The 13,085-nt window shown below is 73.7% G+C and carries 12 protein-coding genes; 4 read left to right on the top strand and 8 right to left on the bottom strand.

All coding sequences use genetic code 11. The features are described from left to right. From E4099_RS03680 to E4099_RS03670, 3 genes are all read right to left on the bottom strand, one after another. A partial coding sequence (locus E4099_RS03680) for a glycosyltransferase family 2 protein (RefSeq protein ID WP_135337450.1) occupies positions 1–1,031 on the bottom strand: 1,031 nt, incomplete at its 3' end. Beyond that, on the bottom strand, positions 1,028–2,716 hold the full coding sequence (locus E4099_RS03675; protein WP_135337449.1) for a carbamoyltransferase family protein: 1,689 nt from the start codon (positions 2,714–2,716) through the stop codon (positions 1,028–1,030). The genes E4099_RS03675 and E4099_RS03680, both read right to left, overlap by 4 nt. Positions 2,717–2,775: 59 nt before the next feature. Then, positions 2,776–3,738, bottom strand: a complete 963-nt coding sequence (locus E4099_RS03670) for an NAD-dependent epimerase/dehydratase family protein (protein ID WP_135337448.1) — start codon at positions 3,736–3,738, stop codon at positions 2,776–2,778. Positions 3,739–4,081: 343 nt separating this feature from the next. Between E4099_RS03670 and E4099_RS03665 the strand changes: the two genes are divergently transcribed. After that, entirely contained in the window at positions 4,082–4,495 is a 414-nt protein-coding gene (locus E4099_RS03665) for a low affinity iron permease family protein (protein WP_135337447.1), read from the top strand. 285 nt (positions 4,496–4,780) lie between these two features. Here E4099_RS03665 and E4099_RS03660 read toward each other — a convergent pair whose 3' ends face one another. The 4 genes from E4099_RS03660 to E4099_RS03645 all read right to left on the bottom strand — a co-directional run bounded on the left by E4099_RS03660 (position 4,781) and on the right by E4099_RS03645 (position 9,500). Further along, entirely contained in the window at positions 4,781–4,972 is a 192-nt protein-coding gene (locus tag E4099_RS03660; protein WP_135337446.1) for a DUF2795 domain-containing protein, read from the bottom strand. 253 nt (positions 4,973–5,225) lie between these two features. After that, positions 5,226–6,527 (bottom strand): TerD family protein, encoded by a 1,302-nt coding sequence (locus E4099_RS03655; RefSeq protein ID WP_135337445.1) that lies wholly within the window; start codon positions 6,525–6,527, stop codon positions 5,226–5,228. 109 nt (positions 6,528–6,636) lie between these two features. After that, positions 6,637–7,212, bottom strand: coding sequence for a GNAT family N-acetyltransferase (locus E4099_RS03650; protein ID WP_245244574.1), 576 nt, complete (start codon positions 7,210–7,212; stop codon positions 6,637–6,639). 233 nt (positions 7,213–7,445) lie between these two features. Continuing rightward, on the bottom strand, positions 7,446–9,500 hold the full coding sequence (locus E4099_RS03645) for an RCC1 domain-containing protein (RefSeq protein WP_167828283.1): 2,055 nt from the start codon (positions 9,498–9,500) through the stop codon (positions 7,446–7,448). Positions 9,501–9,881: 381 nt separating this feature from the next. On the opposite strand from E4099_RS03645, the gene E4099_RS03640 reads away from it, so the two are divergent. After that, entirely contained in the window at positions 9,882–10,256 is a 375-nt protein-coding gene (locus tag E4099_RS03640; protein WP_135337442.1) for a hypothetical protein, read from the top strand. Between the two features lie 55 nt (positions 10,257–10,311). Here E4099_RS03640 and E4099_RS03635 read toward each other — a convergent pair whose 3' ends face one another. After that, on the bottom strand, positions 10,312–10,893 hold the full coding sequence (locus tag E4099_RS03635; RefSeq protein ID WP_135337441.1) for a copper resistance CopC family protein: 582 nt from the start codon (positions 10,891–10,893) through the stop codon (positions 10,312–10,314). Between the two features lie 182 nt (positions 10,894–11,075). Between E4099_RS03635 and E4099_RS03630 the strand changes: the two genes are divergently transcribed. Together E4099_RS03630 and E4099_RS03625 are read left to right on the top strand one after the other, a co-directional pair. Then, positions 11,076–11,657 carry a copper chaperone PCu(A)C gene (locus tag E4099_RS03630; RefSeq protein ID WP_135337440.1) on the top strand — a complete coding sequence of 194 codons (582 nt, stop codon included), beginning with the start codon at positions 11,076–11,078 and terminating at the stop codon, positions 11,655–11,657. A gap of 10 nt (positions 11,658–11,667) precedes the next feature. Then, positions 11,668–12,945: a Dyp-type peroxidase gene (locus E4099_RS03625; RefSeq protein ID WP_135337439.1), complete on the top strand. Its 1,278-nt coding sequence runs from the start codon at positions 11,668–11,670 to the stop codon at positions 12,943–12,945. The last annotated feature ends 140 nt before the right edge of the window (positions 12,946–13,085 follow it).

The following is a 13,085-nucleotide window of genomic DNA, read 5'->3' as shown; positions in this document are numbered from 1 at the left end:
GTGGGCGGGGCGGGCCGCACCGCGTCCGGCGGCCGGTGCGGGGCGACCCGGCGGTGGCGTACCAGACCCCTCAGCCAGTGGCCGGTGGCGACCGGCGGGATCGCGGCGCTGGTGAGGAGCATGGTGGTGATCTCCGCCCGGGTGCGGGGGCCCGGCGCGATCCGCGCCCAGCCGAACTCGGCGGTGCCGGCCAGCCACAGGGCGGCGCACACCCCGGCGGGGCGGTGCCGTCCGGCCGCGGCGCACAGCAGCGCGGCGGCGCCGGCGGCGGTGACGGCCAGGTGGCCGGGCAGCCGGCCGCGGCGCGCGCCCGCCCGGGACCACCAGTCGCGGCCGTGCCTGCGGGCCATCAGGACGTCGTCGGCGTTGCCCGCTTGGAGCCGCACCGAGATCCACCGGTCGGCCGGGCGTACCGGGTGGGTGGTGCGGCGGCGGCCCGGGGCGAGGGTCCAGCCCGCCGCGATCACCCGCAGGGCCAGGTCGGCGTCCTCCCGGTAGGCGCGCGGGAACCGCTCGTCGAAGCCGCCGACGGCCTGGAGCGCGGTGCGCCGGTAGGCCATGTCGGCGGTGATCCAGCGGGCCTGGGTGAGGCCGGCGGTGTTGCGCTCCCAGTCGGTGGGTCTGCGGTCCGGCGGCAGCGGGACCGTGATGCGCGCGGTGACTCCGGCGGTCCGCGGCCCGGCGGCGGCCAGGTCCGCGGCGAGGTCCGCGGCCCAGCAGGGGCCGGGGACGACATCGTCGTCGAGGAAGACGACCCAGGTGGTCTCCGGGGCGGCCCGCCAGCCGCTGTTGCGGGCGGCGGCCGGGCCCGCGGCGCAGCCGGGCACCGTCTCGGTGCGGTCCCGCAGGGCCGCCGGGATCCGCACCGGGAGGGCGTCGCACCGGTGCAGGGGGCGGTCGTCGACCAGGACGACGCGCTCCGGCGGCGGGTCGGCGGCCGCCAGCGCCTCCAGGCAGGCGGCGAGGCTCGGCCGGCCGAGGGTGGGGATGACCACGGCGTAGTCGGTGGCGGCGGTCCCGGCCTGGTTCATCGGAGGGCCTCCGGTTCGTCCGCGGTGAGCGTGCCGGACGCGCGGGCGGCGAAGAGGGCGCCGCGGCGGACCGCGAACGGCCCGATGGCCAGGAGGTCGACCGGTGTGGAGCCGAAGCACTCCAGGGCGTCCCGCGGGTCGTCGACCATGGGCCGGCCGGCGGTGTTGAGGCTGGTGTTGACGACCACCGGCAGCCCGGTCCGGCGCTCGAAGGCGGCCAGCATCCGGGCCACCAGGGGTTCCTCGGCGGCGTCCACGGTCTGGATGCGCGCGGTGCCGTCCACGTGCACCACCGCGGGGATGCGCTCCCGCCACTCGGCGGCCACCTGGTGCACGAAGAGCATGTACGGGCTGGGCAGCGGCCCGTCGAAGATCCGGGCCGCCCGGTCGGCGAGCACCATGGGGGCGACGGGGCGGAACTGCTCGCGGCCCTTGACGTCGTTGAGGCGTTCCAGGTTCCCCGAGTGGCCGGGGTGGGCCAGCAGCGAGCGGTGCCCCAGCGCCCTGGGCCCGTACTCGGAACGCCCCTGGAACCAGGCGACGATGGCATTGCCGGCCAGTGCCTCGGCGACGGTCTCCGCGATGTCCGCCGGCTGTTCGAAGGGCACCCCGGCCGTCTTCAGCCAGGCCTCGATCTCCGCGTCGGACCAGCCCCGGCCCAGGTCGGCACCGGGCATGGGCAGCGGCTGGTCGCCGGCGTCCGCCGCGAAGAGCAGGGCACCGCCCAGCGCCGTCCCGGCGTCACCGGCCGCGGGCTGCACCCAGACCCGGTCGAACGGGCCCTCGCGGGCGATCCGGGCGTTCGCCACGCAGTTGAGGGCGACGCCGCCGGCGAGGGTGAGCACCCGGTCCCGGGTGCGGCCGTGCAGCCAGCGCACCAGATCCAGCAGGGTCTCCTCCAGGCAGGCCTGGGCGCTGGCCGCGAGGTCCGCGTGGTCCTGGCTCCACGCCTGGTCGGGGCGGCGCGGCGGGCAGAGTTCGGACCAGGGCACCCCGGTGGCCCGGAAGCCGCCCTCGCCGGTGGGGTACACGTACCGGCGCAGTTCCGCCAGCATCCTGGGCCTGCCGTGCGAGGCGAGCGCCATCACCTTGAACTCGTCGCTGGAGCGCAGGAAGCCGAGGTGGGCGGTGAGTTCCTCGTAGACGAGCCCGAGCGAGTGGGGCAGCCGCTGCCCGTGGAGGGGCTCCAGCTTGTCGTGCACCCGCTGGGCTGCCAGGTGGGAGGTGCTCTCGCCGCGGCCGTCCAGGACCAGCACCGAGCAGGACTCGGCCTCGGGCGCCGCGAAGGCCGCCGAGGCGGCGTGCGCCATGTGGTGCGGTACGAAGCGCACGATCGCCGGGTCCAGTCCGGGCAGCGCGGAGCGCAGGAAGTTCGGGGCCTGCACGGCGTAGGTGAGGCGCAGATGGTCCCAGGGGTCGTCCAGCCCCATCGACTCGGCCGGCCTGGCCAGCACCGGGTCGAAGGAGTAGGTCACCGCGTCCAGGTCGCCGGGGCCGAGACCGGCCTGCCGCAGGCACCACCCCGCCGCCTGCTCCGGCAGCTCCCAGGCCGAGAACGGGACCGGGCGTTTGCCGTGCTTGCGCCGTGAGAAGCGCTCCTCCTCGGCCGCGGCGACCGTCCGGCCGTCGATCACCAGGGCGGCGGCGGGGTCGTGGAAGAGGGCGTTGATACCGAGGATGCGCATGGGTCTCGCGCCTTTCGTCGAGGCGTCGGTCGGGGTCCGCGAGCCGGTGACCGGCGGGCTCAGGCGGCGAGTTTCCTCCGGAACCAGGCGATGGTGCGCCGCAGACCGTCCCGGTGGTCGACGTACGGCTCCCACTGGAGCTTGCCGCGGGCCAGGGTGATGTCGGGGCAGCGCACGGCCGGGTCGTCCGTGGGCCGTTCGACGAAGGCGAGGGTGGAGCGCGAACCGGTCAGTTCGATGACGGTGTGGGCGAGTTCCAGCATGGTGATCTCGGCCGGGTTGCCCAGGTTCACCGGCCCGCGCAGGTCGGAGGCGGCGGCGGCCAGGATGCCGCGCACGGTGTCGTCGACGAAGCACAGGGAGCGGGTCTGCCGCCCGTCGCCGGTGACGGTGAGCGGCTCCCCGGCCAGCGCCTGGCGGATGAAGGTGGGCACCGCGCGGCCGTCGTGGCCCCGCATCCGCGGACCGTAGGTGTTGAACAGCCGGACGATGCCGGTGTCCGTCCCGTGGCTGCCCGCCTCGGCGGTGGTGAGCGCCTCCCCGAAGCGCTTGGCCTCGTCGTAGACGCTGCGGGGCCCGACCGGGTTGACGTTCCCCCAGTAGGTCTCGCTCTGCGGATGCTGCTGCGGATCGCCGTAGACCTCCGAGGTGGAGGCGAGCACGAAGCGGGCGCGGTGGGAGCGGGCCAGCGCGAGGACGTTGCGGGTGCCCAGGCTCCCCGTCTCCAGGGTGTGCAGCGGCAGCCGCAGGTAGTCGGCGGGCGAGGCGGGCGAGGCGAAGTGCAGGACCAGGTCGACGGGCGACGCGATGGCGAACGGCTCGGCGACATTGGCCTCGATCAGTGTGAAGCCGGGCCGGTCGCGCAGCTCGGCTATGTTCTCCCGCGACCCGGTGCTGAAGTCGTCCACGCAGGTCACGGCGGTGCCCCCGTCGAGGAGGGCGGCGCACAGATGGGACCCGACGAAGCCCGCGCCGCCGGTGACGACGGCATGGCGCCACGGGCCGGGAACTGCGGTGTCCATCGGGCCTCCTGCGGTCTTCGCGAGCGTCCGTCCTCCTCAGGCTGGGGGTGGGCAGCGGGTACCGCGAGTCGATCACCGCCCGTTCGGGGGAGCCCGACCCGGTGTCCCGGCGACCCCGGGCCGCCGGGGCTACGGCGGGTCGCTGCGGCCGGTTCGCTCCGGGAAGCTTCGGCGGGCTGCTGCGGCCGGGTCGCTCCGGGAAGCTCCGGCGGGCTGCTGCGGGGGTGGCTTCGGCGGGCTGCTCCGGGGTTGCTCCGGGTGGGCGATGGTCGTCGGCGGTCCGGCCCGGCCCGGCATAGCGTGGAGGCCGCGGGGGCCCGCTGGGAGGTACGGTATGCCGCCGATGTCGAACGGTTCGGGTTCCGGCCCGGCACGCAAGGATCGTCCCCGGTTCGGGGTACGCCATCCCGCGGAGCGGGCCGGGCACGGCGGGCGCTACGAGCGGCTGGCCGAGGCCGCGTCCAACTTCACCAGTTCACGCGCCTTCTACGCCGTCTGCCTGGTCCTGGTGCTGAACTTCATCGCCGTGCACGCGGCGCACGCCGCGCTGACCTGGCAGATCCTCGCCGGGGACACCATGACGGCGGTGACCCTGCTGCTCCTGGCGCTGCTGAAGAACAGCGAGCGGCGCGCCGAGCACGCCGTCCAGCGCAAGCTCGACGCCATCGCCGCCGCCGTCCTGGAGCAGTACGAGGGGAAGACGCGTACGGCGCGGGACGACCTGAGGCAGGCCATCGGCATGGACGAGGAGATCTGACCCACCACGCCGCCATGGAGTCGGGCGGCCTTGGGGGGAATTGCCTCAGGGCGGGCGTCCCTGAGGCGGGTGGCCTCGGGGCGGTGGCGCTTGAACCGGTCGACCGTGGACGGGCGGTACCGAGGCGGGCGCCCTGAGCCAAGGCGGCCTTGAACTGCCTCCCCCTTGGGCCGGGGGTGCGGCGACCACCGCAACGGCGGGCCAGGCGCTCGGCCCAGGCGCACCTGCGGTCATCAGCGGTACGGCTCCCGAGGCCCGGCGGGCTCCGGGAGCCGTGCTCCCGCGTCAGGAACCGAAGATCTCCTCCTGGACCTGGGCGGGGCTGTCGAAGCTGTCGCGTTTGGCGTTGTGGATGCTCTTCACGATCTGGTCGTCGGCGCCGTTCTTCTTGGCCAGTTGCTCCAGGTCGCGCTTGTCGGTGGGGTAGTGGGCGCCCTTGAGGGCCTTCTGCACCTTGGTCGGGTCGGTGGCGGCCATGTGGTCACTCCTCGGTGTCGTTCCTGTGCTGTCCCTCGTGGACCTGCGATCTCCGCGAGGGCTGGGGTGCGGCACCGCGGCCGGTTCGGCGGCGGCACCGCCGACCTGGCCGGCGGCCGGGCTCCGGCCGCCGGCCCGAGGCGACGGGGTACCCGTGGCGGGGTGGGCGAAACGTGATGCCGGTGGGGAGGGGCCGCCCACTCGCCACCGGTCGGGCTCCACCGCACGGCCGAGCCGCGGAAGACGGGCGGCTTTAGCGGCGCCGGGACCAGAACCCCCCGCTGCCCGGTGGCCGGGGCTCCATGGACCAGCCGCCGTCGGCCTCGATGACGAGCAGCCGCGGCCCCCTGGGCAGCGAACCGCTTCCGCGTCCCCGGTCCCGCCGGCTGAACGCGTACTCCCACTGTCCGCCGCGCCGGTGGATCGAGACGCCGAAGTACCCCTCCTTGTCCTCGTCGCCCTGGTACCGGTACCTGACGTCGACCTCGTCGCCGACGTGGGCCAGGACGTCCGGCCCGAACCCCTCCACCGGGCCGTCGAACGCGCGCAGCGTCGAGACCGGCCGGATCCTGATCATCCACTGGCCTCGGGTGTCGACCCGCAACCGCAGCGGGGAATGGCCGTCGTTGTACACGAGGCCCACTCCCCGAAGGTTCTCGATGCGGGAGCTCATGACGCTCCGCCACCTGCGCTTGCGAATGGTGAGCGTGACGACCTCCACATACGCGTCGCCCTTCTTCATCACGTCGACCACCAGGAAGCCGCGTGGCAGCGTGAGGCCGGTGTCGATGTCCTCCTTTCCCCTCCCCATGTACTCGAGGTGCGGGAAGTCCGGACCGATCCCGTCGGGAAGGGCGTTGCGCGATCCCGGGTACACCCCCGAAGGCGCGGCGGAGGCAGCCGACGCTCCCGGCCCCTCGACCTTCGCCACGGCGTGCGGAGGTGGCACGGGCGTGGGCGGTGCCGGTGCGGGGACGGGCGCCGGGCGCAGCGGGGCCGGCGGCTGCGGCGCGGGCTGGTCGTCCGGTGCCGAGAAACCGAAGTCCGCGGCCAGGCCCGGCAGTCCGGAGGCGTACCCCTGTCCCACCGCCCGGAACTTCCATCCCCCGTTCCTGCGGTAGAACTCGCCCAGCAGGATCGCGGTCTCCGTGGTGGCGTCCCCGACCGCGTACAGCACCAGTTGCTCCCCGGTGGCCGCGCTCACCGCCCGCAGGTACAGGTCCGCGACCTCGCCGAACGTACCGCCGTCGCAGGACGCCGCCACCACGATCCGCTCAACGGACGGCTCGACCCGGCCGGGGTCGATCTCCAGCCAGTCGGCGACCACCCCGCCTTCGCCCTGGGCGCTGCCCACCAGCCGTACGCCGCTGCCCGCGTGCTCGGGCTGGTTGTAGAAGACCAGGTCACCCCGGCCCCTGACCTTGCCACCCGAGTCGACGAGCAATGCTGCCGCGTCGACCTCCGGCGCGCCGGGCCCACCGGACCGGCGCACGACGGCGACCCGCATGGGCTCGCCGCTGAGTGGAAGGTTCCCCCCTTTGACGATCTCTGTCATGAGCGCATCCTGGCACGCCGGTCGGCGATCCCGGCAACCCCCGCCGGCCGCACCGCGGCCCTCGGAACCGCACGGGGCTGACGGCACAGCGGCAGCCGCGGTCGGCCGGTCAGGCGGTGCGGGGCGCGGGAGTCCCGTTCGCGGAGGGTGCGGGACGGTCCAGGCGCCAGACCACGTCGACGCCGCTGCCCGAGGGGGCCGCGGGCGGGGCTGCCTCCTCCCGCCGGACTTCGGTGAACCCCGACCGGCGCGCGACGGCCCCGCTGGAGATGTTGGCCGGGTCGTGGCTGATCTCCAGGTACTCCACGTCCGGCAGTGTGAACATCTCGGCGGCCAAGGCCGCCGTCGCCCTGCTGGCGATGCCCTGGCCGGTGGCGGCGGGGTGCAGCCAGTACCCCATCCTCCACACCCCGGGTCTGGCCCGGTAGGCCTGGCACATGCCGATGGGTGTGCCGTCTTTGGCCACGGCGTAGTTGTACACCTCGCCGCGCGCCCACTTGGCCTCGGACTTGGCCAGGAAGTCCCGGGTGCTCTCCTCGCTGTGACCGTCGACCCACGGCATCCAGGGGCGCAGGTGGTCCGCGGACTCCTCGATCAACCTGAACACCGAGCCGAAGTCGCGCTGTTCCCGCCAGCGCCGCAGGGCGAAGTCTCCGCACTCGATGGTCTCACTCGGTCGCTCCATGAAAGTCATGATCGGTTCACGGCCCGGGACCCGGCAACGGGCTGCGAGGAATCGGCGGCCGGTCGCGGACCGCGCTGATCCACCGGCGGCTCTCCACCGCCGCCTCGCCGCGGTGGCTCGTCCACGAGGTCCACCCGTGGCGGCCCCGGCCGCGCCGGCCGCGGGACCACGGCCGGCCGCCCCGCGTCCCTTGCGGGGCGCGGGGCGGCTTGTCGGCTGGTCAGGTGGGGCTGTCAGCGGCGGTGGTCGCGGTGCTCCTTCCCCTGGTGACGGTTCTTGTGACCACCCTGAGGCGTGCAGCGATGGGTCTTGCAGCGGTGGTGGGGCTTCTTCGCGGGCACGGTCACGGTGACGGTGGCCCTGGCGGGCCGGCTGACGACCCGGTCACCGGTCGGGTCGACGGCCTGCGCGAACGCGGTGTTGGTGAGGCGGCAGACCGTGCGGCCGCCGGCGGCACGACCGGACTTCTTCGGGGCCTTCCGGCACTTCTGGAGATCGGCGCGAATGATCTTGTAGCTTCCGCGACAGGTCGTGCTCCGATCGACGTCGAGTGTGGTGGACCGGCAGGTGACACGGGTGACGAGGTCGTCCCGGACGCTCACGTCACGCAGTTCCGTGGCGCCGGTGTTGGTGACCGTGTAGGAGTAGTGGATGGTGTCCCCGACCCTGAACGGCCCGGATGTCCGCACCCGCTTGTCCACCGTGAGGGATGCCGGCGACGGTGTCGGCGGCTCCTCTTCGATGGTCACCGTCACCGGTTCGGAGTCGGAGGGCGGGCAGCCCGGCCCTCCTTCGTAGTGAGCGGTGATCTGGTGCGTCCCCACATCGAGATCCTCCGTCACCAGGGTGGCGACGCCCTCGTCGTCGAGTTCGGCGGTGCCGAGGACGGTGTCGTCGGAGGAGAACACCACCTCTCCGGTGGGTGTCCCGGTGGTGCAGGTCACGCGCGCGGTCAAGGTGACCGGTTCCCCGAGGCCGGCCGTGGTCGGCGAGGCCGTGAGCGTCGTCGTGCTCTGCGGGACCGGAGCGACGGCGAGGGAGTGGTAGTTGCCGGTACCGACGGCCGTGACGGTGGTGCCCTCGGGCAGCTCCACCTCCTCCGGCTGGGCGCGGTTGGTGGTGGTGCCGTCGCCCAACTGGCCGTAGCGGTTGTATCCCCAGGACAGCAGCCGGCCGCTGGCGGTCGCCGCGATCGTGTGGTCGTCGCCGCTGGCGAGCGCGGTGACCTGCGTACCCGCCGGCAGGAGGACCTGGACCGGCGCCGTGCGCCGGGTGGTCGTGCCGTCGCCCAGCTGGCCGTAGGTGTTGTCCCCCCAGGCCAGCACCTGGCCGGTGGAGAGCAGCGCGAAGCTCTGGAAGCCGTGGCCTGCCGCGAGCGAGGTCACATCGGCGCCCGCGGGCAGCAGCACCGTGACCGGCAGGGAGCTGCTGGTGGTCGTGCCGTTGCCCAGCTGGCCGTAGGCGTTGTAGCCCCAGGCGAGGACCTCGCCGGTGGAGGTCAGCGCCAGGCTGTGGTCGTCGCCGCCGGCGATCGCCGTGGCCGTGGTGCCGGCGGGCAGGCTCACCTCCACCGGCTCGTCCCGGTTGACGGTGGTGCCGTCGCCCAGCTGACCCAGGTCGTTGTCGCCCCAGGCCAGGACCTCGCCGGTGGAGGTCAGCGCCAGGCTGTGACCGGCCCCGCAGGAGATCGCGGTGACCGTGGTGCCGGCCGGCAGGTGCACGGAAACCGGCACGTTGCTGTCCACCCCGATGGTGCCGTTGCCCAACTGACCCCACTCGTTGTACCCCCAGGCCAGTACTTCGCCGCTGGAGGTCAACGCGAGCACATGGTCGTCACCGGTGGCGATCGCCGTCACCGTGGTGCCGGCGGGCAGATCGACCTCGACGGGCGTGGTGCTGTCCGTGAAGGTGCCGTCCCCCAGCTGCCCGACGTCGTTCTGACCCCACGCCAGGACCTGGCCCGTGGATGTCAGCGCCACCGAGAAGCCATAGCCGCCGCTCACCGCCGTGGCGGTGACACCCTCCGGTAGGTCGGCCCTGATCGGCACCGTACTGCCTGGCTGGGTGCTGGGCGTGGTGGTTCCGTTGCCCAGTTGCCCGTACGTGTTGCGGCCCCAGGTCAGGACCTCGCCACCGCCGGTGGCGGCGGCGGCCGGCGTCATGGCGGGCAGGGCGATCGTCAGCGCGAAGGCCGTCACCACGGCGACGACGCACCATGAGGTGGACCGCATCGCGCGCAGCAGCCGCCGCAGCGTGCCTGAATGGCGGCCCCTGAAAGAAGACTCCACTACAGCCCCTCCTAGGGGGTATGGGGTGGCGCCGAACCCAATGGCGCCTTTCTCGCATTCAGGATTTATCAGACAAACACTCAAATCGGTCAGAACGCCACGCGGATCACCCTCGACCGAATGCCTCACTCCTGGCCGTTCCGGCCGGTGACCCGCGAGCGGAGGGGAGCACTCATGGCCGTTCCGGCCAGTGGCCCGCGAGCGGAGGGGAGCGCGATCACCACCCGTCCGCCGCGCCCTACCGGAGGCAACCGAGAGGCGGTCCCGCACGAGCCCGGCAGTGTGGCCGATTTCCGCCCTACACATTCGTTGAAATCGAAAGCACAGTGTCCTCGGAAAGCACCACCCAACCCACCGGACACTCCCGAGGCGAGGCACACGATGATCCGACACGGAAAGCTCGCAGCCCTGGTCACGTCGGCGGCGGCAGCCGCGGCCCTGCTCACCCTGGGCGCGGCACCGCAGGCAGGCGCCGCGGACCTGCCGCTCGGAGTGACGTTCTACACCGGCTCCGACCGGACCGGGACCGCCATGTCGGCCGACCTCGACGAGGTCGGAGTGTGCCAGGAGCTGTCCGCCCCGGCCCTGTCCTACCTGGCCATCTCCCAGCGGAACGTGGACGTCTTCTTCAATCCGGACTGCCAGACCGGCGCTCCGGGCCAGAGCGGCGACCTCTACTACCGGACCGGCACCTTCAACGGCGGCGACTTCCCGTATCCGGCGCTGAGCTTCCGCGTCCACGCGGACGCGAACTGAGACCCTGCCCTGAGCGCTGATCGCCGACGGGGCTGACGCGCCGGCCGGAGGCCTTTCAGCCCCGCGGCGCGTCCTCTCGGCGCGGTGGTCGGGGAGCGGCGGCGGATCGGCGGACACCGACGGCCAGGAGTACGGCCGTGGCCGCCACCAGCCCGCCCCCGGCTGCCCACCAGGGCCAGTCCCCCGCGTCGAGCGACCCCCCGGACGCCGCCGATCCCGCGGCCGGGGACGGGGCCCGTGCCGCGGGCGCGGTCGGCGCGGTCGGCGCGGGCGAGGGCTGGGTCGGCGCGGTCTTGTCGGCGTTGGTGAAGGTGTACCGGCCCTGGAGCGGTGCCCCGTCGGCCGCGACGGTGCGCCAGGTCACCTGGATCCGGCCGCTCGGCAGCGGGCTGACCTTCTGCCGTACGTCGCCGCCCCGCACCGTCGGGGCACCGTCGCTGTAGGAGCGTCCGTCCAGGCCGGCGACGACCACCGTCGTGTACGCCTGGCTCACCGGGCCGTCGAAGTGCAGCCTGACCGCGGCGGGTGCCCTGGCCACCACGGCGTCGGCGGCCGGGCTGGAGTCGAGCAGTCGCGCGTGCGCCCACGCCGGTGGCGAGGACAGCAGAACCCACAAGGTGGCCGGCAGGAGTGCCATGAGGGCCGGGATGGCGGCCGGGCGGCTGAGGACTGTTCGCTTCACATACCAGTAGGTCGGCCGCGGCCTCCGGAAAGTTCCCGGAATTCTTCACGGACGTCCGGGAACTCACCGTCGAGGCGATCCGACTACTGCTGTGACTGCGGGACCATGCCGCAACCGATCCAAAGGCCGATAACGTCATGCGCACCACCGCCGCCAGCTCCGCTCCGGGTCGCCTCGCCCGGCTGCGCCTCCTCGCCGCCGCCACGACAGCGGGCGCGATATCCCTGGTCGCCCTCACCGCCTGCGGCTCCGACTCGTCCTCCTCCGGCACGGACACCCCCGCCACGCCGTCCGCCAAGGCCGCGGCGACCGCGGCGGCGCCGGTGACCGTGAAGGACCCGTGGGCGAAGGCCGCCGACTCCGGCATGACGGCCGTCTTCGGCACCCTGGTCAACACCACCGACTCCCCGCTCACGGTGGTGTCCGCCACCTCGACCGTCTCGAAGAAGACCGAGCTGCACGAGGTCGCCGACGTGGACGGCAAGCCGGTGATGCGCCCCAAGAAGGGCGGCTTCGTCATCCCCGCCAAGGGCAGCCACCAGCTCCAGCCGGGCGCCGACCACCTGATGCTGATGGGCCTGGCCAAGGCGGTGCGGCCGGGTGACGAGATCACCGTGACCCTGACGCTCAAGGACGAGCGGACCCTGCGTTTCACCGCCGTCGCCAAGGCGTTCGCCGGCGGCAAGGAGAACTACCGGCCCGGTATGGAGAAGGGCTGACCTCCCCGCCATGGACAACACCCCCGTCCACCCCGCCCCATCCGCGCCCGCGGCCGGCGGCACCACCGCTGTCGGCCGCCGCCGGCTGCTGACCGGCGGCGCGCTCACCCTCGGCGGGGCCCTGGCCGGCGCCGGAATCGGCGCCGCGGCCGCCGACGGCAGCGGCCAGGCCGCCACCGCTGGTGAAGCCCGGCGGCGGGAGACCGCGTACGGCACGCAGAAGGTCCCCTTCCACGGACGGCACCAGGCGGGCATCGCCACCCCGGCCCAGGCCCACGCCGTGTTCCTCGGCTTCGAACTGGCCGACCGGACGGACCGCGCGGCCCTGGGCCGGATGATGCGGCTGCTCACCGACGACGCGGCACGGCTCACCCAGGGCGAGGCCGCCCTCGCCGACACCGAAGCGGAACTCGCGGCGCTACCCGCCCGGCTGACCGTCACCTTCGGCTTCGGCCCCGGCCTCTTCGAGGCCGCCGGACTCGACGACCAGCGGCCCGCCTCCCTCGCCCCCCTGCCGCGCTTCCCCATCGACCGGCTCCAGGACCGCTGGAACGGCGGCGACCTGCTGATCCAGATCTGCGCCGACGACCCGCTCAGCGTCGCGCACGCCCAGCGGATGCTCACCAAGGACGCCCGCACGTTCGCGCGGCTGCGCTGGGCTCAGCGCGGGTTCCGCCGCGGACGCGGCGTCCAGGACGAGGGCGCCACCCAGCACAACCTCATGGGCCAGCTCGACGGCACCGCCAACCCGGCTCCCGGCGGCGACGCCTTCGCCAAGGCGGTGTGGACCGACGCCGGACCCCGCTGGCTGCGCGACGGCGGCACGACCCTCGTGCTGCGCCGCATCCGCATGGAGCTGGAGACCTGGGACGCCGCCGACACCAAGGCCAAGGAATTCACCATCGGCCGACGGCTCGGCACCGGCGCCCCGCTCACCGGTACCGCGGAGACCGACCCGCCCGACTTCGACGCCAAGGACGCCCTCGGTTTCCCGGTCATCTCCGAGTTCGCCCACATCCGGCGGGCCCATGTGGGCGAGGAACGACAGCACATCTTCCGCCGGCCCTACAACTACGACGACGCCCCCGCGGCGGACGGACGCCCCGACACCGGCCTGCTCTTCGCGTCCTTCCAGCGTGACATCGGCGAACAGTTCCTTCCCATCCAGCGCCGGCTCGCCGCCTCCGACCTCCTCAACCAGTGGACCACCCCGATCGGCTCCGCCGTCTTCGCCATCCCACCCGGCTGCGCACCCGGCGGCTGGATCGGCCAGACCCTGCTGGGCTAGCGCACCGGCCGGCGGCGTCCGGCGCGGCGGGCCGATGCCGGCGGACGCGGCTCAACGGCCAGGCCGGAGGCGCTCACCGAGGTAGGTCCGCAGCCGGTCGACCAGCGCCTGGGCCGCGCCGAGCGAGGTGCCCGCCTTCT

Source organism: Streptomyces palmae (assembly GCF_004684805.1).
Classification (GTDB): Bacteria; Actinomycetota; Actinomycetes; order Streptomycetales; family Streptomycetaceae; genus Streptomyces; species Streptomyces palmae.
Note: the sequence above shows the minus strand (reverse complement) of the source record. Positions and strands in the feature narration are given on the sequence as shown.